20 protein-coding genes and 1 riboswitch are annotated in these 21,004 nt (G+C 42.0%); of the genes, 9 read left to right on the top strand and 11 right to left on the bottom strand.

What is annotated here, in order from left to right; all coding sequences use genetic code 11:
* Nucleotide 1: 1 nt before the first annotated feature.
* Nucleotides 2–1,381 (top strand): RagB/SusD family nutrient uptake outer membrane protein, encoded by a 1,380-nt coding sequence (locus tag OQ289_RS09215; RefSeq protein ID WP_270090430.1) that lies wholly within the window; start codon nt 2–4, stop codon nt 1,379–1,381.
* 206 nt (nt 1,382–1,587) lie between these two features.
* On the opposite strand, the gene OQ289_RS09210 is transcribed toward OQ289_RS09215, so the two are convergent.
* The gene (locus tag OQ289_RS09210; RefSeq protein ID WP_270090429.1) at nt 1,588–2,649 is read right to left on the bottom strand and encodes a linear amide C-N hydrolase; all 1,062 of its coding nucleotides are present in this window, start codon (nt 2,647–2,649) and stop codon (nt 1,588–1,590) included.
* Nucleotides 2,650–3,017: 368 nt separating this feature from the next.
* Between OQ289_RS09210 and OQ289_RS09205 the strand changes: the two genes are divergently transcribed.
* Nucleotides 3,018–4,130: an acyltransferase family protein gene (locus OQ289_RS09205; protein WP_270090428.1), complete on the top strand. Its 1,113-nt coding sequence runs from the start codon at nt 3,018–3,020 to the stop codon at nt 4,128–4,130.
* 6 nt (nt 4,131–4,136) lie between these two features.
* Here the strand turns inward: OQ289_RS09205 and bioA are convergent, their stop codons facing one another.
* The 5 genes from bioA to OQ289_RS09180 form a co-directional block, all read right to left on the bottom strand.
* A complete protein-coding gene (gene bioA, locus OQ289_RS09200) occupies nt 4,137–5,408 on the bottom strand; it encodes an adenosylmethionine--8-amino-7-oxononanoate transaminase (RefSeq protein ID WP_270090427.1) in 1,272 nt (423 codons plus the stop codon).
* Complete coding sequence (bioB, locus tag OQ289_RS09195) at nt 5,393–6,385, bottom strand: biotin synthase BioB (RefSeq protein WP_270090426.1); 993 nt, start codon at nt 6,383–6,385, stop codon at nt 5,393–5,395. The genes bioA and bioB overlap by 16 nt, the downstream gene beginning before the upstream one ends.
* A gap of 15 nt (nt 6,386–6,400) precedes the next feature.
* A complete protein-coding gene (gene bioD, locus OQ289_RS09190) occupies nt 6,401–7,012 on the bottom strand; it encodes a dethiobiotin synthase (RefSeq protein WP_270090425.1) in 612 nt (203 codons plus the stop codon).
* A 110-nt stretch (nt 7,013–7,122) separates the two neighbouring features.
* On the bottom strand, nt 7,123–8,238 hold the full coding sequence (locus tag OQ289_RS09185) for an aminotransferase class I/II-fold pyridoxal phosphate-dependent enzyme (RefSeq protein ID WP_270090424.1): 1,116 nt from the start codon (nt 8,236–8,238) through the stop codon (nt 7,123–7,125).
* Nucleotides 8,210–8,842 (bottom strand): hypothetical protein, encoded by a 633-nt coding sequence (locus OQ289_RS09180; RefSeq protein ID WP_270090423.1) that lies wholly within the window; start codon nt 8,840–8,842, stop codon nt 8,210–8,212. The genes OQ289_RS09185 and OQ289_RS09180 overlap by 29 nt, the downstream gene beginning before the upstream one ends.
* A gap of 96 nt (nt 8,843–8,938) precedes the next feature.
* Here OQ289_RS09180 and OQ289_RS09175 point away from each other — a divergent pair, with 96 nt between their 5' ends.
* Nucleotides 8,939–10,399 carry an aminotransferase-like domain-containing protein gene (locus tag OQ289_RS09175; protein WP_270090422.1) on the top strand — a complete coding sequence of 487 codons (1,461 nt, stop codon included), beginning with the start codon at nt 8,939–8,941 and terminating at the stop codon, nt 10,397–10,399.
* A 30-nt stretch (nt 10,400–10,429) separates the two neighbouring features.
* Here OQ289_RS09175 and OQ289_RS09170 read toward each other — a convergent pair whose 3' ends face one another.
* Nucleotides 10,430–10,759, bottom strand: coding sequence for a HopJ type III effector protein (locus OQ289_RS09170; RefSeq protein ID WP_270090421.1), 330 nt, complete (start codon nt 10,757–10,759; stop codon nt 10,430–10,432).
* An 89-nt stretch (nt 10,760–10,848) separates the two neighbouring features.
* Nucleotides 10,849–11,454 (bottom strand): GNAT family N-acetyltransferase, encoded by a 606-nt coding sequence (locus tag OQ289_RS09165; RefSeq protein WP_270090420.1) that lies wholly within the window; start codon nt 11,452–11,454, stop codon nt 10,849–10,851.
* Nucleotides 11,455–12,005: 551 nt separating this feature from the next.
* Here OQ289_RS09165 and OQ289_RS09160 point away from each other — a divergent pair.
* Together OQ289_RS09160 and OQ289_RS09155 are read left to right on the top strand one after the other, a co-directional pair.
* Nucleotides 12,006–12,260 (top strand): hypothetical protein, encoded by a 255-nt coding sequence (locus tag OQ289_RS09160; RefSeq protein ID WP_270090419.1) that lies wholly within the window; start codon nt 12,006–12,008, stop codon nt 12,258–12,260.
* Between the two features lie 205 nt (nt 12,261–12,465).
* Nucleotides 12,466–14,292 carry a mechanosensitive ion channel family protein gene (locus OQ289_RS09155; RefSeq protein WP_270090418.1) on the top strand — a complete coding sequence of 609 codons (1,827 nt, stop codon included), beginning with the start codon at nt 12,466–12,468 and terminating at the stop codon, nt 14,290–14,292.
* 14 nt (nt 14,293–14,306) lie between these two features.
* Here OQ289_RS09155 and OQ289_RS09150 read toward each other — a convergent pair whose 3' ends face one another.
* Complete coding sequence (locus OQ289_RS09150; protein ID WP_270090417.1) at nt 14,307–15,038, bottom strand: AAA family ATPase; 732 nt, start codon at nt 15,036–15,038, stop codon at nt 14,307–14,309.
* Nucleotides 15,039–15,171: 133 nt separating this feature from the next.
* Nucleotides 15,172–15,627 (bottom strand): hypothetical protein, encoded by a 456-nt coding sequence (locus OQ289_RS09145; protein ID WP_270090416.1) that lies wholly within the window; start codon nt 15,625–15,627, stop codon nt 15,172–15,174.
* 225 nt (nt 15,628–15,852) lie between these two features.
* Nucleotides 15,853–15,948, top strand: a riboswitch (TPP riboswitch).
* 251 nt (nt 15,949–16,199) lie between these two features.
* Here OQ289_RS09145 and thiM point away from each other — a divergent pair.
* The 4 genes from thiM to tenA are packed head-to-tail and all read left to right on the top strand — an operon-like array spanning nt 16,200 to nt 19,093.
* Complete coding sequence (gene thiM, locus OQ289_RS09140; protein WP_270090415.1) at nt 16,200–16,997, top strand: hydroxyethylthiazole kinase; 798 nt, start codon at nt 16,200–16,202, stop codon at nt 16,995–16,997.
* Complete coding sequence (thiE, locus tag OQ289_RS09135) at nt 16,994–17,626, top strand: thiamine phosphate synthase (protein ID WP_270090414.1); 633 nt, start codon at nt 16,994–16,996, stop codon at nt 17,624–17,626. Before thiM ends, thiE begins: the two co-directional genes overlap by 4 nt.
* A complete protein-coding gene (gene thiD / locus OQ289_RS09130; RefSeq protein ID WP_270090413.1) occupies nt 17,623–18,459 on the top strand; it encodes a bifunctional hydroxymethylpyrimidine kinase/phosphomethylpyrimidine kinase in 837 nt (278 codons plus the stop codon). Before thiE ends, thiD begins: the two co-directional genes overlap by 4 nt.
* Nucleotides 18,446–19,093: a thiaminase II gene (gene tenA / locus OQ289_RS09125; RefSeq protein WP_033564552.1), complete on the top strand. Its 648-nt coding sequence runs from the start codon at nt 18,446–18,448 to the stop codon at nt 19,091–19,093. Before thiD ends, tenA begins: the two co-directional genes overlap by 14 nt.
* Before the next feature lie 11 nt (nt 19,094–19,104).
* Here tenA and OQ289_RS09120 read toward each other — a convergent pair whose 3' ends face one another.
* Entirely contained in the window at nt 19,105–20,967 is a 1,863-nt protein-coding gene (locus tag OQ289_RS09120) for a M1 family metallopeptidase (protein WP_270090412.1), read from the bottom strand.
* Nucleotides 20,968–21,004 lie beyond the last annotated feature (37 nt).

The raw sequence follows: 21,004 nt of genomic DNA, 5'->3' as shown, positions 1-21,004 counted from the left end.
CATGAAAACAATATATACACTACAAAGACTATTTGCAGTTATCGTCCTGGCGGCGGCTCTTTTCTCTTGTAACAAATCATTGGACAAGCCGACTCCCGATACTTCGGTAGCTTTGGACAAGGTACAACCGGGAGATATCCCGCTCCTACTTCGAGGGGCTTATAAACCAAGTGCAATCTATTATCAACCATTCCCGGTATGGGATGTATACAGTGATGATGTGGTGTCGCTACAGGGTTCTACCCCTACTCAATATAACCCACGCTCTTACGATGATTGCAGTCCGAATGTAGAAGATGGATTTGGCAACGGCAGGTTATATAATAGCGCTTATACGGCCATCGGGAACGCAAATTTTATTATAAATTACATCAAAAATAAGAGGATACCTAACATGAGCGGAATACTTGGCGAGGCGCTAACTATTCGAGCATATAACTATTATCGTCTTGTAGAATCTTATGGTGGTGTAATCCTGACTCTTGACCTAGAAACGGACATTAACGTCATCCGGAGGGATAAGAACAGTGAAGAGGAAGTGTACCAACAAATCACGAATGATCTAACAGAAGCTATCCCTCTTTTGGAAGCATTCAAATCAGCAGATTATGTGAGTAAACCTACAGCACAATTGCTTTTGGCGCGAGCCTACCTACATCTTGGCAAAAACAAAGAGGCTTTCGAATTGTCGGAAGAGGTCATTAAAAGTGGTAAAAACAAGTTGGAAGATAGCGATTTTGGAGAGGTTTACCGCTATAATGGCAAGAGCTCGGAAATGCTATGGAGACTGTCAGAGCCTATCAATAGTTATGAGCGAGGAGGTTTGTACACGATGTACTCTCCGCCGCCGCCATTTCGTGGAGCTAGCATGGGGCTTACTTGGATAGATCCTGCATTGGCACAATCCTATGAAAGTTCGGACATCAGAGCTTCATTGCTTCTAAAAAGGCATAACAATACAATTGGAGAGCAAGTAACATACTTACTAAAATTTTCAACAGATACGCTGCAACCTTCATCTAACGCATTTATCGTATATCCTCTTGTCCGCATTGGCGAAGCGTATCTAATCTCGGCCGAAGCTTCTGCAAGACAAGGTCAGGTCGTAGTAAGTCGCTATAACGAACTCCGTAAAGCTAGAGGTAGTAGTCAAAAAACGAACAGTGACTTTGCCGACGCAACGCAATTTATTAAGGAGATCGAAGCAGAACGCCGTAGAGAGTTTGTGGGGGAAGGAAGAAGATGGCAAGATATGAAACGCTTTGATAAAGCCCTTGCTTTCTTGAACACAAAAGGAAAAGATGCTACACGGCTATATCTACCTTTCAACGCTACAGAATTAGCTAGAAATATCTATCTGAGCCAAAACAAAGGCTACTAAGTCTAATAAAAAAGTGGGCGTTCTCAAAGGGAGAATCTTGTTGAAATTACTAGGCAGTTGTGGCTTAGTTATTTCTGCATCTCTATCTAAAATGCTTCCTGAGATGTACATGTTAATGTCAGAAAAAATATTTGCTATAAATAAAAACCCGACTCCTTGTGAGTCGGGTTCAACGCTATTACTTTGATATTGTATATTGTTAAGTTCTAAATCCCCTGAAAAACAAAGGGCTTTGTGTCTACAAATTGACTAGACGTTTCTCCTGCATAAATTTGATTTTTATCCAATGCCAGTTTTTTCACCTTGGCGGTTTTACTGAAATCTAGTTTTTTCAAATCCACCCAAATCGCATTCGGGCTAAGGGCATCTTCGAAATAATACACGAGATTTTTCTGGTCAGAGACTGCTCTCCAACGTGTGGTAGACAGATTTGGGAAACCTTCGGTAGAAATACCGTAAGGAACAGAGCACTGCCTGATAACACTGAAGGCACCAGCTACGGCAATTCGAGTATCATCTGTTTGCGGGATAGCTGTAATATAATAGGATGCGCGCACGTATCTATCTGCAGCTCTGTTAGTACCGGGAAGAAAGATATTGCCCGGTATGCCTTTCCAGTATTCGTTTATTGCGAGTTGTTGTTCAAATACCGGGTCGTTTGTCATCACGGTATAAGAGGGGTCGTGGTGGATTACCAACTTTCCATTTATATATTCCAAAATAGCATTATCACCGCTAGCATCTGACAAAGACAGATGGACTGTTGTAAATTTGTCTGTTCCAGGAATAAAATCCGTCACTATCACAAATTCCTCTTTCTTCAGTTCTTGGACAGCCTCAGCTACTGTAGCAAAATTGTCCAATGCATATTGCGCCCATAGCGAAACTGCCAACCCTTTCTTTCCATTGCCTTCCTTCGAGAATGGAGGATACTTTGAACTTACAAGCCACAGCATATTGGCAACAAGACCTTTTTCATTCATACCGTCCGATACAGCAATATCCCAAGAGCTGGTAGCCATACTGCCATATTTGGAAGTCCATTTTGCTGTATTTTTTCCCGTACTTCCGTCACGCTCCATCCCTCTTGGGAATAACCATAAATTAGAAGGAATAGGTATGGTAAAATCCATGCTCCTAGCGGTGATGATGGTGTTATTAGGTCCTTTATAAACTACTCTTGTACAAGCGTCTATATTCTTAGTTGTGCCCAATAGGGCAACCGCAGTTAAGGCAATTGCGTTTTTAAAGATTCTAGTTTTTTTCATATGAGTAGATATTTTTTTTAAGCAAATAATCAAAAGACACAATTGTTTACAATGGGTAAATTTAGAAAAAATGATGCGCATAACCAACGCATATCGTGGATTTTGAAGACGCTAATAGGACATAATTTAATTAAAAATACGTGTCAGGAACAATTTAGAGTGCTCATACTAACAATCAGAACCTACCACTTACCTCCCCCCCGAGTAAGCGGCCAAGGTTGTTTTTTTTGGATGGGCGGCAGTATCATGGATAGTGAAAAAATGAGACTATCTGTCTGGATTTTGATACTATTTGACCGATTTTAGATAAGTTGTTTAGCTAATTTAACCCCATTATTTCTAAACCTTAAATTCTATATACAAAGCTGATGAATAACAATAGTCTTTCCGCGAAACCACATTACCCAATATTGGATGGATTACGTGGAGTTGCCGCCATAATCGTTGTAACCTTCCATTTGACCGAACCATTAGGAACTAGCCATTTGGATATCTTAGTAAACCATGGTTACTTGGCTGTTGATTTTTTCTTTCTGCTATCAGGTTTTGTGGTGGGTTTTGCTTATGACGACCGTTGGGCTAAAATGACTGTCGGCACGTTCTTTAAACGTCGGATCGAACGACTTCAACCAATGGTGATATTGGGGATGACCCTCGGGGCAATTGGATTCTATTTTACAGATTCGACTATCTGGCCACTCATCCATACCATTCCGCTTTGGAAAATGTTACTGGTGATGCTCATCGGTTACACTATTTTACCAATACCTCTATCATTGGACATAAGGGGTTGGCAAGAAATGCATCCGCTGAATAGTGTAGGTTGGTCATTGTTCTTTGAATATATTGCTAATATTTTATATGCTATTTGGGTTAGGAAGTTTTCAAAAACAGCGCTAAGCGTATTGGTATTGATCTCAGCAATTGCGCTTGCACATATGGCTATTACAAGCCCCAACGGAGATGTCAGTGGCGGTTGGACACTCAATACTGAGCAAATGCGTATAGGTATCACCCGAATGATGTATCCTTTCTTTGCAGGCTTACTGCTTTCAAGGGTGACTAAACCCACCCGTATTAAGTATGCCTTCATATGGTGCACCCTCTTACTTGCTCTTGTGCTATATATGCCTCGTATCGGTGGAGCTGAACACCTTTGGATGAATGGAATATATGAATCGGTGTGTATTATCATTATTTTTCCAATTATTGTCTATCTAGGTGCCAGTGGCGTAGTACAAGCCCAGACAGAGCGTCGAATATGTAAATTCTTAGGTGATATCTCCTATCCGCTCTATCTGGTGCATTATCCCTTAGTATATTTTTATGTAGCCTGGATCAGCAACAATAAGGGCGTGACTCTTGTACAAGCATGGCCGTATGGGCTAGCAATTTTGGTCGGTAGTATTATTTTAGCGTATGTCAGCCTAAAATGGTATGACGAACCCGCCCGTAAATGGTTGAGAAAAAAACTTGGATAGACAGACTTACAGCAGTTTCAGCGCTTCCTTAATAGTCACATATATGTAATCCAAATCGCAATCGCTAATGCAGTATGGGGGCACCAGATAGATGATGTTTCCTAAAGGTCGAAGCAGGATGCCCCTTTCCAAAAAAAATGGATACAACACTTCTCCCAATTTGCTGAAGTACGATGTACTTTCCATATGATTCCACTCAATAGCGATGATTGTGCCTCGTTGCCGAACGTCTTTCACCTTTGGCCAACTGGTTATCTCTTCCTTAAATGCCCGATGCTTCGCTACAATGCGAGCTATACGGGCTGTGGTTTCAGCTTTAAGTAAGAGCTCCATACTGGCCAGGGCTGCGGCGCACGCCAACGGACTAGCGGTAAAGGAATGTCCGTGATATAATGCCTGCCGCTTGTCATCCGAGTAGAAGGCTTGGTAGACCACATCCGAACAGGTCGTAACACCTAGGGGCATAGTACCTCCCGTCAGACCTTTTGAGAAACACATAATATCTGGGTATTCGCTCAAATAGTCTGCTGCAAAGAGCTTGCCTGTGCGCCCAAAGCCTACAAAGATTTCATCCTGAATCATTAAAACGCCTTTATGACGACAATAAGCCATTAGACGGCTCAAATCTTCGGGGTGATGCATCAACATACCGGCGGCACCCTGAATAAGTGGTTCGTATATAAAGCAAGCCAACTCATCGGCATGGAGATCAACTTTTTGTATTAACGATTCCAGATTATCTACCGTCGGTGTATCTATAAAGACAACGTCAAATAACATATCTCCAAATGGTGCTGTCCATGCTCCACGTGCGCTCACAGACATGGCACCAAAAGTATCACCATGATAAGCATTGCGAAAGGCTAATATTTTTGACTTGGGCGTCCCTCTATTCACATGGTATTGTATACACATCTTGAGCGCAACTTCTACAGCAGTAGACCCATTATCGGTGTAGAACACCTTTTGTTGGTTCGCAGGTAGTAGTTTCAATAAATTTTCAGAGAGTTGAACGGCTGGTTCATGGGTGAAACCGGCGAATATTACTTGCTCCAAGGTATGCAACTGATCAGATACCCGCTGGGCGATATGCGGATGTGCATGACCATGTAAGGTCACCCACCATGAAGAAACAGCATCGATGTAGCGCTTTCCTTCATTGTCATACAAATATGCACCTTGACCACGGACAATGGGGATAATGTCCGTGGCGCCTTTCATTTGGGTATAGGGATGCCAATTGACTTCCCTATCCCGCTCCCTTAGTATGTTGTACACGACTCCTCCTTTACATCCTTGGCCATAGGCTTCAATCCTAGGTTCTTGAACATAGCCATATCTTCGGACACACCAGGATTAGGGGTCACCAGCAAGGTTTCACGTTCGCCGGTGAATATAGAATTGGCACCCGCCATAAAACACCAAGCTTGCTCGGTCTCACTCATTTCTATTCTTCCAGCACTGAGCCTGACTATAGACGCAGGCATGACCATACGTGCCGTCGCGATCATCCGTACCATATCCCATATATCTACCTTTGGATTATTTTCTAAAGGGGTGCCTTTAACCCTTGCCAACGCATTGACCGGGACCGACTCGGGATGCTTGGGCATGGTGGCCAATGTCAGCAGCATCGATATACGGTCCTTATGCGTCTCACCTAATCCAATAATACCTCCAGAACACACGGTAATACCTGCCTTGCGCACATTGTCGATGGTATTAATGCGATTATCGAATGTGCGGGTGGAGATAATCTCATCGTAATATTGCTCAGAGGTATCCAAATTATGGTTGTATGCATAGAGTCCGGCTTCTTGCAACCTCTTGGCCTGATGCTCGGTCAACATACCTAAGGTACAGCAGACCTCCAAACCTAAGTCGTTCACACCTTTGACCATATCTATGATTCTATCAAAATCTCGGTTGTCCCGCACCTCCCGCCAAGCAGCCGCCATACAGAAACGGGTGGAACCGCTATTCTTCGCCTTTTGTGCATGTGCAAGAACAGTTTCTGTAGGTAAGAGCGCTTGTACTTTAATATCGGTATGATAACGGGCAGCCTGTCCACAGTATGAACAATCTTCAGGACAACCGCCTGTCTTTACAGACAACAGCGTACATACCTGCACTTCGTCTGCACGATGATACGCCCGATGGATAGTGGCTGCACGATACACCAACTCCAAAAGGGGAAGGTCATATATTTCCTGAATTTCTGTTTTGGTCCAATTGTTTCGAATGGTCGCTTTCATGTCTCTCTGTTAAGATTAAAAAATTATTTGATCTGCTATATTTTTAATGTGTATCGCGGTGACGACTTCTAGTTCAGGCATGTGCAATACCTTGGTATCTTTTGTCAGGGAGCGGCGGATGACGCGTTCGCTATCGATATCTATTGCACCATTGAAAATCAAATATTTCAATGGAATATGACGATTTCTTAACACTTCGATAGACAATAGGCTATGGTTGATACAGCCTAGGTAATCCCTGACTACCAGGGCTACAGGAATATCCAAAGACATTATTAGGTCAAGGATACTATCTTCGTCATTTAAAGGCACCAACAATCCGCCAGCTCCTTCTACAACCAAATGATTGGCAGTAATAGGCAGTTTAAAATCAGTCAGCTGAATGGAAACACCGTCACGTAATGCTGATTTGTGCGGCGATGCTGGAAATGTCAATCGATATCGCTCGGGGTGTATCAACACATCGCCATTGAGCAGATGACTTACAGTCATACTGTCACTCGCAGACAAATCGCCGGACTGTACAGGTTTCCAATAATCGGCCTTCCAATACTGGGTCAATACCGCTGCACAGATAGTCTTCCCGACACCTGTACCAATTCCCGTCACAAAAATGGATTCCTTCATCTGTAAATATTTTTTCTCTTATCCACTAGATGGAATTCACCCTGCTCAAAATTGACTTTCGCAGGAGTGATGAAATGAGATTTAGAACATGTTTGGTTCATTATTTTTCGCTATAAAACTGCTACTTCATGTATTACTTCAGTCAAAAGGTCTATCTCCTGTTCGGTATTAAAGGCGTGTACACATATCCGCATGCGCTCCTCTCCTTCCTTGACCGTAGGTGCTAAGACAGCGTAAGTATGCAAACCACGAGCTGAAAGGCTATCCCTCATCTGAAGCAAGCGCCATGGCTCTATTCCCTTTAGGACTTGGATTGGACTTGTGCTGCTCGAGCTCAAGGCGAGCTGCTTGGCCCTTAAGTATTGAATACGCTGTTGTAGATTGATGGCTAAATGAGGATTACTTTCCAAAAAACGGTATCCTAGTGTGATACATCGCCACGTAATGTCGGGCATAGCTGTACTGTAAATAAAGGGTGAGCCATAGTTGATTAGATAAGACTTGACCCCCTCCCGACAGAGCACAGCTGCACCATGTCCGCCCATTGCCTTCCCATAGGTAATCAAGGTGGCAAAGACCACCTCTTGTAGACCCAAGCGATGCACAAAACCGTAACCAAATACGCCAAAGGCGTGTGCTTCATCCACAATCAGGGCCGCATTGTATCGTGTCGTAAGACGACCTATCTCCAAGAGAGGTGCAAAATCACCTTCCATAGAATACAAACTTTCGACTGCGACATAACAGCGTCCTCTAACGCGCTTTAGCTTAGCTTCCAAGTCGCACAGGTCGTTGTGCTTAAATTTCCATTTCGTAGCTTTACTCATCATGCAGCCGTCATGCACAGATCGGTGGATATATTCATCTACGATAATCGTATCGTGCTTTTGAGGTAAGCAGGAGAACAAGCTCAAATTGGCTATATATCCTGACGCAAATAGTAGGGCCGATTCACTGCCATGTATTTGGGCAATAAAGAATTCGGCATCAACCACCTCTTCTGACTGACCACTAATCAGCCTTGAACCTGTATTGCCGGCAATCAAAGCAGGCGATGCAAGCAAATCGGCAAGGACTGTCCGATGAAAGCTATCATCGGTACTTAAGCCGAGATAATCGTTACTCAAAAAATCTGCACCTACACCTCGTACTATTAACTCACGAAGTTGGCCTTCGTCTGCACGAACTTGTAGGCGACTATCCAATAGACTGTACACGTCTGACATCTTGATTCAACTCCTGTGCAATAGCGTTCATCCACTCTTCATGTAAAACCTGCTCAATGGCCTGTATATCTTTGGCGTACATCTCCCAATCTGGTGAAAACGACTGCAGCTGGGCAATCATCTCTTCGAGATGTCCTTCTTCTTCCAAAATGATGGACTTGACCATCACTTTGCTTTTCGATTGATCCAGTGCGTCTTGATACACGGGATAAAGTTCATCCGCTCTCACTTCTATAGCATAAGTTACAAACAAATAGGCTGCATGCTTGAGCTCAATAGCTTGCAAGTCAAAGGCATCTTTGAGATAGCGGCAAGATTTAATGTCCAACTGATGTAGATACTGCTTAGTACACCTAGAGGCTAGGAGTTCATCATCTTCGTATGTTTCGCAAATCGTCAAATCCAACTTTCCAATCTGCTTTTTCAAATAATATGCATGTCTATGTTCTTCGGCCGCATGCTTGAGCTGAATCAAGTTTACTTTGGTCGGATGCTCGCATGCTGAAATTTTTCGCGCACCGGCATTTTCCATATAGGACAGTGTATTCAACCATTTGGCATGTACGGTATCCTGTTGGACAATATGTAGGAGTAAATTGTGCATATCTATGTCATTATTATCCGACAAAAGTATTATCTTGCCGGACAATCATCATGTACCAGTTTTTATATTGTGAATAGTCCGGTTCAGATTTTATACTTGAATTTTATCAAAATTGAGCGAAATTCAAACACTTCCATATATCTTCAGGTCGCCAATCAATTAATCAACGCGATACAACGAGGATTCTTGACACAAGGGACCAAGCTTCCCGGCACCCGAAAACTGAGTGAACTCCTCCAAGTACACCGCAATACAATTGTGGCCGTGTATGATGAATTGAACGCACAGGGGTGGATAGAAACCTTACCTAACAAAGGGACTTTTGTATTAGGACATGACGAGCACAAGCCGTTAAAGATTCGCACCTCCATTCAAAATCAACTGGTACAATATCCCCAAACGACAGGCTATGACTTTAGACGATCCAGTCTTTTGGACAACCCATTTGAACATTCGTCATGTGACTATGTATTCACGGAGGGTACACCGGACATCCGCTTGACACATATCGACCAACTTTCAAGCCTATATAGCGCCAACATGAAGAGGCGCAGCAATCGAAAAAAAATGGGATATTACAATCAGGATGGGAGCGAATATTTCAAAAAAAATCTGTCCAACTATCTAAATCAATCTAGAGGGCTACATATTTCAAAAGACAATATCCTCATCACTCGCAGTACAGAAATGAGTGTATACATCTGTTGCGAAATATTATTATCGTCAGGAGATATCGTATTGGTTGGTGAGTTGAGTTATTTTTCGGTCAATATGATTTTCCAGAAGTCGGGAGCTCGAATCCTACATGTTCCGATAGATGAAGAAGGCATCGATGTAGATGCAGTAAGGGAATTATGCCAAAAACACACGATTCGCATGCTCTACATCACCCCGCACCACCACTACCCTACGACCGTGACATTGAGCGCGCAAAGGAGGCTGGAGTTACTGCAACTCTCGACCACCTATGGCTTTATCATATTAGAGGATGATTATGATTATGATTTCTATTATGATAAGGCACCAGTACTTCCCTTATCGAGTGCAGATACAGAAGGGATGGTGGTGTATGTAGGATCGTTTGGCAAGTCGCTGATACCTGGATTTCGCACGGGATTTATCGTCGCTCCGGAGAATCTGATGACCGAAATGCGCAAGTATTTGGGTATTATTGATCGTCAAGGAGACATTTTGATGGAGCAGGTGCTGGGTGAAATGATTGAAGAGGGGGAAATTCATCGTTATCTCAAAAAATCACTAAAGGTCTATCAACAACGCCGAGACCGCTTTATGGCATTACTCGAAGAACACTTTGCTGATCAATTAACCTTTCAAAAGCCGACAGGAGGATTGGCTGTTTGGACAACATGGAAACAGCCTATCAACCTGATGCTCTTGAGTCGAGAATGCGCAAAAAATAATCTCTTTATCCCGAAAACATTGCTTTATCAAAACAAGTACATGACGGCGATGCGATTGGGCTTTGGCCATTTCACGCTTGAGGAAATGCAAGAAAGTCTATATATCCTCAAGCAGCAGGTCGACAGGTTGAGCTAATAATAATGTCTATAATTGGCCCTATAGATTCTACTTGCTAACAAGTGCCTGTCCATCAAAGGACACTCCTTCCCATCCATTCAACATAAACTGACGGATATTTTGATGATTATCACCATCCGGATCGATGCATACAGCATCATAATGCTCGGCAAATAACCGTAAAGTATCTTGCTGATTCAAATCAGCCAATTTGGCAAAATATAGCACCTTTGCACTACCTTGATTTTCAGAAGCGGAATTGTATTGAGCACCGTTCTTAAATCCTGTAGGAATATGGTTGTAGCGATTTTCAATATATGTAATGACGTCGGCAAATTTAGTGTCGCCTGCAGCCAGCATGGTCAGAATATTGTTCATGTAAAAAAATATATGTATCTAGAAAGGATAAAGATAAATAAAATAGATATTTTGGAAAGTGCTTATTGAAGAAAAACAGTCTTTAAACCTCATCTCACGAGCTTATCTTTTAACGCTTTCCGTCCGCCACTTAACCATTCCGGCAGTAGAATACTAAGGACAGCGGAATCTCTACGCGTACCATCAGTCCTATAACCATTGCTTCTAAGTATACCTTCAAATGTACACCCAAGGCTCTTGATAGCAGACATGCTTCGGTCATTCTGACTATCCAACCTGAACTCAACGCGCTGGAAACCAAGTCGATCGAATACAAATTCAAATAACAAGTATTTGCTATGCTTATTAAGCCCTGTTCCTTGGAAGGCTTTACCATACCAGGTATATCCAATGGATAGATTCTTGTTCAGAAGATCTATGTCATAAATGCGGGTACAGCCTGCATAAGTGTCCCGTCGCTTATCATAGACGACAAAGGAATACCCACGTCTCGCTGCCCGTTGCAAAAGGGCAGCGCCTATATATTTTTTCATCCCTTCGGGACTTCCTGCATTTTGCAATGAAAACTGCCACAATTCGGGTTCGTCAAGAGCAAACTTGACTAATTCGTCGTAATGCAGCTCTTGCAGTGGAATCAATTTGCAATAATCGTTTTCTAAGATATAGTCATGTTCTAAGTCAAATAAATGTGTCATATCCATAATTTAGATAAACTTAAGCAAATATTAATGATATGCCTCTATTTAACAAATTCTTGACATTCAATATTCAGTACTGTAGCTAAATGCCATCTCCTTAAATTTTCCACGTAGAGCACCTACGAACTCAGCATCTTTCTTTTGTTCGTCTGTAGTGCTACGGAAGCTGTTGTTGACGACCGCCATCTGGGCGTCTATGTCTTTCAGGAGATTGGTGTAGGAGGCAAATTGCTCTTGAATAGGGCTCCCTTTATAATCGCATTTTTCTGGGAATCTGTAAAATTTCCATAAATATACTTTCCTCCATTTTTAGTCAAAAAAATTAGATTGTTCTATAAAATTTGAATAATCTGTCTATAACTTTGTAGTCTTCCATTCTCCCATTTTTTTTCATTGATGACTGTATCATATCGCTAACTATATACGTTCTATTTTCAAGCTGTATATGCAAAGATACCTAGCCTATATCAATCGGGAGCATGCTCATCAGCCAGTAACAAATAGTAGTTCTACCTACTGGTAGAGCGCTCACAACGTAAATTAAACAGATGAAATCATTATTTCTAGCATTTTTGGCATTTTTTATACTGTCGTCCTGCAGCACTTTACACAGTACCAGTAATTCGACATTGATCAGAGACTGCCCTGAAGAGAAAATAGTCAATAGGATGCCCGGCCCCCCTGCCAAGGGCGACAAAGACAAGTCCTACTACATCTACAAAGGTAAACGTAAAAACCTGAGTGAATTTGACAGTAAGTGGATAGATGAAAATTGTGATGTGAAAGAGACCGTTGTCTACTAACGAACAGATGCTTATTCCCTTAGGTATTGTGCCCTTAAGGTACCCCGCTCCACTAGCCTATAATCAATGATATGTCTAGGCTCTCCATTAGGTGATGGAGAAGTGTTGTTAATGCAAGGCATTTTATCTATGTTTGGTATTATATGGCGGGCCTAGGACTATCTAACCTTAAGCCCGACTTACATAGCAATATACCTATTGGGATATGAAAAGATTTTATATTTGTTTTCTTGCGACACTGCTGTCTCTTTCTTCGGCATTAATGCTTTCAGCTCAGCAAGTGGATTCCACAAATGCGACAAAAAAAACAGACTCGTTGACCAACAAGGAACAGGGACTGAGCTCCCTATTAAATGGGATTAGACAACAACAGATCAACGATTCATTGGAGCGTCTGAAATTGCAAAACGAAATCACCAACCTAAAGGCGCAAAATAGCCCCAAGAAAGAGAACCTCCAACAGCAACTGAATGAATTAGATCAAGAAAATAATATTCGAAACCAACAGGTGAAACTCAAGGTGGATTCTATTAAGAAAAACACCAGTCGCTACGCTGTAGCCCCTTTCAGCGATACCTTATTTTATATTTACAACAAGTTGGGTTCATCTTTGGCCAAGGATAGGGCTTCAAATGTCGTGAATCGAATCCAGAATCTATATGAGGATGATTTTGTCCGGGTAGACTCCTTTAAAATTGAAAATAACGAAATTAGTTCAGACATCGTTTATAAAGATTTGATCATCACCTCGGTAACCGAGCTTGATGCGATGCTGGAAGGCAAACATAAAGAAGAGGTTGCCGCACAATACCTAAAAAGCATTCAGGAGACCATTACCAAGGAAAAGGAAGCCAATAGCCTAACAAAACTATTGATACGGACAGGGCTTGTAATCTTGATCCTAATTATATTTTCAATTTTGATTTTCCTGATCAACAAGTTGAAAAAGTATAGCGTACAACGAATCTTGAGTGAGCGTACCGAACGGATCAAGGATATCAAGATAAAGAATTACGTACTGGTCACTTCGCTACAAAAAACTCGCATACTGATCAATGCAATCAACATGCTGAGGTGGGCGCTGATTATATTGATGGCGTTTATTATGCTTCCGATTATTTTCAGTGTGTTCCCATTCACACAAAGCTGGGCAAACAACCTGATAGGTATGTTTACCAAACCTTTAAAAAAAGCATTTTTGGCTATCTGGGATTATATACCTAAACTGATTACGGTATTCGTGATTTTATTTATTATGCGATATGCAGTGCAATTCGTGAAATATATATTCAATGAAATAGACAAAGGAAAACTAGAAATCAATGGTTTCCACCGTGAATTTGCCATGCCTACTTTTACCATTATCCGCTTTCTTTTACATGCTTTCACCTTGGTGCTCATATTCCCTTACCTTCCTGGCTCCAACTCTGACGTATTCAAGGGCATCTCTGTATTCATTGGCGTATTGTTCTCGCTAGGTTCATCCTCAGCCATTTCTAATATCATCGCTGGACTGGTCATTACCTACATGCGTCCTTTCCGAATTGGAGACCGTATCACGATAGCAGATAAAACGGGAGTGGTCATTGAAAAATCACCATTGGTAACCAAGTTGCGAACCATCAAAAATGAAGAAATAACCATCCCCAATTCCTCGATTCTTTCCGGAAATACGGTCAACTATACGACATACTCGCATGAAGGGATATGTTTTCAAGTTGAATTGACAGTAGGATATGAAGAGCCATGGCAACGTGTCCATGAATTATTACTGCGTATACCAGCCCGTGTAGAACGGGTTAATACAACGCCCGCTCCCTTTGTATTACAAAAGAAGTTAGACGATTTTTTTGTTCTGTACGAACTGAATGTCTATATATCCAAATCCGGAGAAATCGAATTGGCGAAGTCAGAAATATTTCAGCACATTCTGAATGACTTCTTGGCAGCTGGTATCGAAATGTCTGCTCCGCATATATTTACCAAGGTAGACCCTATCCCCCAATACAAGAGCGGTCTTGACAACAATTAGATATGCGCTGCTAACTAATGTTCAACATCAACAAGCACCTTGCTTTCCAACTCTGCAATGATCCGGGACTTCATGAGAGTGTGAACATAGTCCCGTGCTTCTGCGTATGAAATATCATATCTAGGTGCGATATCGTGCAAATGCATCGGGAAAGGTTGTAATATTTTTTGATAGTATACGTCTAATTCTTGTTCACTAGGCATTTCATACTTCAAGCGGAGTTGAAAGCGCCTCAATAGGGCTGCATCGATTAGATCGTAGTAGTTGGTTGCGCAAATCAATAAGCAATCTGCCGGAAAATAGTCAATCAATTGAATCAGCGTATTGACCACTCTTCTCATTTCACCAGAAGAAGAATCCTTTTCGTCTGCTATCCTCATTTTGCCGATCTGATCGAACTCATCCAAAAATAGAATCGATTTTTCACGCGCTACCTTATCAAATATCGCTTTGAGATTTGATGCCGTTTCTCCTAACTTAGATGAAACCAAGGTACTTAAGTTCAAAATATTAAGGGGTCTGTCCATTGCATTGGCAATGGCAATAGCAGTAGAAGTCTTACCACATCCCGAATACCCATAGAGTAATATCTTATTATCAACTGTCAATCCGTATTTCTGAAGTTCGTCAATATAGTGATGCTCTTTAATAATCTGACTGATGATATCCCTATTTTCGGTACTGAATAGCAAATCATCAAAAGTGACCTTCTTTGGAGCCCCCAGTATAAGATTGTAAACACTCATATCTACTTTTGATTTTTAATTCTCACAGTGCAAAAATACATCATTCTTTGTAGATATAAATAGTCCAGTCTTGCTAATTACCCATGATCCAATACTAAACTTATGGCCATCACATGTTTGGCGATTGCACAAGCTATCGGATACGGATATATTTCTCAATGATTTTTTGATTGACCCCTAGTTCAGGAATATGCTCGATCCCACTTTGTATTAATGTATCTCCAGCCATATGCAGCTCGAAATCAAACTTCTTACCTTCCCACTCCCTGAAGCTACAATAAATCAATTCTTCTTGATACGCGTTTCCCATCAAGGCATATCGTCCAGAACCGCTGACGAAGAAAGCTGCACTATCCGTCCCCTTTTTTTTGTCGTGATTGAAAAAAGCAAAATCAGTTGCATTAAACATTTTGACCATCTCACTCTTTGTCGTATCGGTATGCGCCTGTGTGGTATCTTTTCCTTTTATGGTTTTACTTTCGACTAGTTTCCAACTTCCAATGAGTGAAATGTCTTTTTTTTCGTCTTTAGCCTGACAGGAGAATAACAGGGCAATGGCAGCGAAAGAAATAATTGATGCGTTCTTCATCTAGGTTTCATCTTAAGGGTTATGCGTATAAACTTAGCTAAAATGTCTTGTACTTGCAATACACTACAATTCAATATCCGGACGAGACTCGAGGATATCTTGGGGATTGGATAGGTAAGACACACCTTGAATGCCGTTGGGAGCCAAAGGCTCTATTTTGGATACCCATTTGCAAACAGATTCGATTAGAGCATTTGGTCACCTATTAAATATTCCTTAACTTAGGGCTGGCTTTAGGGGTATTCATGTAATATGAATTGAGATAGTCCCTTTGAACCTGATTCGGTTAATACCGGCGTAGGAAAAAGTTAATGACCGCAACACATTCATGTTGGTGTCGCATACAGCACAAATCTCTATAGCCATTTTTTTTATTCAGCGTGACGCATTAAATACATGCCAGAGGTAAATAATATCGACGGAAAGACCGTTATATTATTTACAGGGCTTATTATCAATAAAAAATCGTACTAGGTGCTAATTTTATTGATTAATATATTGATACCGAAAAGGCGGTATCAATACGCGACAATAGGACAATAGACTAATAATGGAACAAATAATAGGTGTAGATGAAACATAAACTTTGGCAGCACATTGAATCGGTCAGAAAGCGATCACCTCTGGTTCATAACATTACGAACTATGTGGTAATGAACAATACGGCAAATGCGTTATTAGCCATAGGAGCCTCTCCTATCATGGCGCATGCGCATGCAGAAGTGAAAGAGATGATGCAAATTTGTCAATCTCTGGTCATCAACATAGGCACCCTTGATGAGTACAAGGTGACGTCGATGAAAATGGCCATCGAAAAAGCCATCGAACTTCAAAAACCTTGGATATTGGACCCTGTAGGTGCAGGTGCGACGCCGTACAGAGATCTAGTCTTGTCTGAACTACTATCTTACAAACCTACGGTGATTCGGGGCAATGCATCCGAAATCATGGCACTTGCCCAAACCAATGCTGCGCCTTCAAAGGGTGTGGACAGCACCCATAGCAGTAGTGAAGCCATTGTATCAGCAAAATATCTGCATGAAAATTTTGATAGTATTGTTTGCATTTCTGGGGAAGTGGACTATGTGATTGCGAAGAATAGTGTTTTCGAAATCAAGAACGGACACCCCCTGATGACACGCGTTACGGGATTGGGTTGTAGTGCGACAGCGATTATAGGAGCTTTTATAGCTGTTGTAACTGACAAAGCAGAGGCTACTATCGCTGGAACTGCCTTATTGAGTATCGCAGGTCAGTTGGCGCAATCTAGAAGCGGGGGGCCAGGAAGTCTGCAAGTGAATATACTCGACGAGCTACACACGCTATCTAAAACACAGTTTTTGGATACTTTAACCCTATCAGGCGCATGATACATCCGCTGTTCCCCTATCCACTCTATCTAGTTATTTCTGAAAGTGATTGCTATGGCAAAGATATGCTGACAGTGGCAGAACAGGCTATACTAGGAGGTGTAGACATCATTCAATTAAGAGAGAAGGATTTGTCTACAAGGGCCTTTTTAGAAAAAGCCAGCAGATTGAAAGAGCTTACAGATAAGCATGGGATATCGTTGATTATCAACGACAATCTAACTGTCGCCATGCAAGTCCAATCCTATGGGATACATGTGGGTAATTCGGACATAGCTCCTACCGACATACGGAAACAATGGACAGGGGTGCAAAATATTGGGTACTCAATAGAATGTCTTTCTCAACTTCACAGTTCGGAAACGGAGGCTGCGGACTATTTGGGCATCAGTCCGGTATTTAGTACGCCTACCAAACGAGATACCATCACCGAATGGGGTCTGGACGGAATTCGACAGATTGCCAGTTTAACAGACAAGCCTTTGGTCGCTATAGGAAATATGAAGCTTGAAAACGTCGAACATGTAATTGCTGCTGGGGCACATTCAGTAGCGGTGGTATCTGCGATATGTGCAGCCGATGACCCTCAAAAAGCGGCATTTGAACTTAAAAATAAGATAACGAAATGAATCAAGAATATAGCTATCGCAGCGTCCTGACTATTGCAGGATTTGACGGAAGTGGAGGTGCTGGAATCCAAGCGGATATCAAGACTTTTTCAGCATTGGGGTGTTTCGCAACGTCGGTACTTACGGCTTTACCTGTACAGAATACTTTGGGAGTAAAAAGCATCTATCCGATACCTACTTCAGTCGTGCAGGATCAAATTTGGACGATACTGGATGACATCTTTCCCGACGCCATCAAAATAGGAATGGTCCATACATCAGAACTTGTAGATGTTATCGTAGACACGTTACAGGGGTATCCAGGAGTTCCATTGGTTTTTGACCCGGTAATGGTTGCGACCAGTGGCCACCGACTTATAAAAGACAGTACGATAGAAACCATTATTGAAAGGCTGTTTCCGATTACCGAAGTAGTGACTCCTAATATGGACGAGGCTGCAATTCTCGCCGAAATGCCAGTCCGCACACTCGATGATATGTATATTGCCGGTCAAAAAATACTGGCATTAGGATGCCGTTCGGTCCTACTCAAAGGGGGACACCTAAGGACCCCTACATTAACGTCTCTCTACTTTGACAGTAATGCTCAAATCCATAAATTTGATTTTGAAAAATTTGAGACCAGGAATACCCACGGGTCAGGCTGTACGCTTTCTTCTGCTATAGCAAGCTACATTGCGCAAGGAAAGTCTCTTCTTGAAGCCGTCCAACTTGGACAAAATTATGTACACGAAGCCATCTCAAATGGTAAGGACGTGAAAGTAGGTAAAGGTAATGGTCCCTTAAATCATTTTTTCAACCCACAAAAACTTATTAAGTATGAACTGGTCTGAACAGGCATGGCAAGAGATAACGCCAATTTATAAGAATATTTTAGAGATGCCTTTTATCGTTGAATTAACAGAAGGCACGCTCGATATCCAAAAATTTCAGTTTTATATGGCGCAAGATTCGGCCTATTTAGAGCACTTCGGCAGAGCTCTTGCATTGATTGGCGCACGGGCATACCACATACAGGATGCGCTAACCTTTATGCGATTTGGCGAAAATGCTATTATTGTGGAGAATGCCCTGCATGAGTCCTACTTTGCTGACTTCGGTCTTACGGCACGGGGACAAATCCAACCTGCTTGTCACCATTACATCCATTTTTTGAAAAGTACTGCAGCTTTGGATACAGTAGAAGTAGGTATGGCTGCACTACTACCCTGCTTTTGGATATACAAGCAAGTAGGTGATTACATCTACTCGGCTAAATCCCAACGGGACAATCCCTATCAGAAATGGATAGATACCTATGCGGGCGAGGAATTTGGAAATGAGGTTAAAAAGGCGATCGGCATATGTGACCGCATTGCATCAGCAACTACGATCGACATGCGCCAAAAAATGACAGAAGCCTTTGTCACTGCGGCCCGTCTAGAATACGACTTTTGGAATGCCGCCTATACGCTTAGAACTTGGTAAATTAGGCGATTTTAGAGCACTTTGACGTTGTCATCAGGGGTGTAATCCATAAATATGCCACCATCCAATTCAACTTTTTTCACATTTCCTTTTACAGGTACGCTCAGTTTAGTTTGTTTGGGTGTTTTCTCCCACAGGTCAGGAGTATAGTGCACCGTCTTAGTCGTGCCGTCCGCTAAGTTGATATGTAAATCAAAAGGCACTGCAAATCCTCCCACATTGTCCACCGTAATCTCCAATTGACCTGTTGCTTGCTTAGCTTCGCTTATCTGGAGGTCTATGTAATGGTTGCTGAAAAACCAATTATTCCAAAACCAATTCAGATTTTTGCCAGCACCAATATTCATCGAATAAAAGTAGTCCCAAGGATTCGGGTGCTTCCCATTCCAATTGTCCATATAGTGATGTAGCGCTTTTTTGAACAATTCATCACCAAGATATTCTTTCAACGCTAAGTACGAGAGTGCCGATTTGATGTAGGAATTGTTGCCATAGCCTACCCCTGTCAATTGCGAACTCATCGAAATCAAAGGTTGATCCTGTTCGGCAGATGGATCTGAAATCCAGCTCTTGACCCTAAAATCTTTAAACATTTGTTGAGTCACTTCTAGTCCATTCTCGTCTAGACCTATTAAATACTCAAATGCTGTGGCCCACCCCTCATCCATATATGCATACCTACTTTCATTGGTTCCCATATAAAACGGGAAGTAAGTGTGTGCAATTTCATGATCGGCAGTTTGTCTGGCGTCCAAAAAATTGTCTGGTACGCTGGAATCATTGATCATCATCGGGTATTCCATATCTGCAAATCCGTGAATAGCCGTCATGACGGGATAAGGGTATTCTATACCCGGCCAATGCTCTGAAAACCATTTAATCGCATATTGACACCAATCCACATATTGTTCAAAATCCTTGGTCCCTGATTTGTATGCGGCTTGTATACTTACACGCTTACTAGCCAGCTGCACGCTAGCGGCATCCCAGACATAATGATCACTCATAGCAAAACAAAAATCGGTGACGTGGTCTGCTTTAAATTTCCAGACGTTCCACTCATTCTGCTGAGTAACGCTACCTGATTTCATCTCGCCAAGATTGGCAACATGTACACGCTGATCACTAATCAGGGATTGTTTGTATCGCTCTAGGGATTGGGGGGTCAATACTTCTTCGGGATTGAGGAATATCCCTGTCGCCCACACCACAAAATTCTTTGGAGCTGTAATACGGAATGTATAATCGTTAAAATCATTATAAAACTCCTGACGTCCATTATGTGGTAAGAGGTCCCATCCGTTGTAATCGTCATATACAGATATACGCGGATACGAATAGGCGAGGTAAAAAGTAGATGGGTCGATTTGTCCCTCTCTATCACTCAATATCGAAAGCGGATACTCCCAAGATATTGTAAACGTGGCATGCCCACCAGGGAGGATGGTTTCTTGAAAATCGCCCAAGGTCACAGTACCCCAATCTTGCGCATTAACTTCATATTGTCGACCATTCATGGCGAAAGAATGTATCTTCAATCCACTGGTTAAAAAATCGTTCTCTGCATAGTTTGCGCGCGGTGCATTGGGTTTATGCACATTATTATCAAATCGAATAGCCACCTGCGTAAGCGTGTCCGGACTATTGTTGGTATAAAGTATGGTCTCCGTACCGCTCACTACTTTTGTTGCGGCGTCGACTTTTATCTGCACGTCATATACTCCCTTGTTTTGCCAGTAAGCTGTACCAGGAGCACCTGTTGTACTGCGCGTGCCTTGTTCATAAGCTTTTTTTATATTTCTAGGAATATAAAGCTCCTGTGCAAAAGCAGAGAGCGTCAGCAGGGATAATAGTATACTGAGTATTTTTTTCATCTGTAATTAATAATAAAAATAACGAATGTTCGCTTCT

This window comes from Sphingobacterium sp. SYP-B4668 (assembly GCF_027627455.1).
Lineage (GTDB): Bacteria > Bacteroidota > Bacteroidia > Sphingobacteriales > Sphingobacteriaceae > Sphingobacterium.
This window is presented reverse-complemented; position numbering and strand designations above follow the sequence as displayed.

Coding starts and splice junctions, on each gene's coding strand:
- tenA (WP_033564552.1), top strand. CDS start 18,446: ATGAACTGGTCTGAACAGGCATGGCAAGAGATAACGCCAATTTATAAG.
- OQ289_RS09120 (WP_270090412.1), bottom strand. CDS start 20,967: ATGAAAAAAATACTCAGTATACTATTATCCCTGCTGACGCTCTCTGCT.
- OQ289_RS09145 (WP_270090416.1), bottom strand. CDS start 15,627: ATGAAGAACGCATCAATTATTTCTTTCGCTGCCATTGCCCTGTTATTC.
- OQ289_RS09215 (WP_270090430.1), top strand. CDS start 2: ATGAAAACAATATATACACTACAAAGACTATTTGCAGTTATCGTCCTG.
- OQ289_RS09150 (WP_270090417.1), bottom strand. CDS start 15,038: ATGAGTGTTTACAATCTTATACTGGGGGCTCCAAAGAAGGTCACTTTT.
- OQ289_RS09160 (WP_270090419.1), top strand. CDS start 12,006: ATGAAATCATTATTTCTAGCATTTTTGGCATTTTTTATACTGTCGTCC.
- thiD (WP_270090413.1), top strand. CDS start 17,623: ATGAATCAAGAATATAGCTATCGCAGCGTCCTGACTATTGCAGGATTT.
- OQ289_RS09155 (WP_270090418.1), top strand. CDS start 12,466: ATGAAAAGATTTTATATTTGTTTTCTTGCGACACTGCTGTCTCTTTCT.
- OQ289_RS09165 (WP_270090420.1), bottom strand. CDS start 11,454: ATGACACATTTATTTGACTTAGAACATGACTATATCTTAGAAAACGAT.
- bioB (WP_270090426.1), bottom strand. CDS start 6,385: ATGAAAGCGACCATTCGAAACAATTGGACCAAAACAGAAATTCAGGAA.
- OQ289_RS09185 (WP_270090424.1), bottom strand. CDS start 8,238: ATGTCAGACGTGTACAGTCTATTGGATAGTCGCCTACAAGTTCGTGCA.
- OQ289_RS09170 (WP_270090421.1), bottom strand. CDS start 10,759: ATGAACAATATTCTGACCATGCTGGCTGCAGGCGACACTAAATTTGCC.
- thiM (WP_270090415.1), top strand. CDS start 16,200: ATGAAACATAAACTTTGGCAGCACATTGAATCGGTCAGAAAGCGATCA.
- thiE (WP_270090414.1), top strand. CDS start 16,994: ATGATACATCCGCTGTTCCCCTATCCACTCTATCTAGTTATTTCTGAA.
- OQ289_RS09205 (WP_270090428.1), top strand. CDS start 3,018: ATGAATAACAATAGTCTTTCCGCGAAACCACATTACCCAATATTGGAT.
- OQ289_RS09210 (WP_270090429.1), bottom strand. CDS start 2,649: ATGAAAAAAACTAGAATCTTTAAAAACGCAATTGCCTTAACTGCGGTT.
- OQ289_RS09180 (WP_270090423.1), bottom strand. CDS start 8,842: ATGCACAATTTACTCCTACATATTGTCCAACAGGATACCGTACATGCC.
- bioD (WP_270090425.1), bottom strand. CDS start 7,012: ATGAAGGAATCCATTTTTGTGACGGGAATTGGTACAGGTGTCGGGAAG.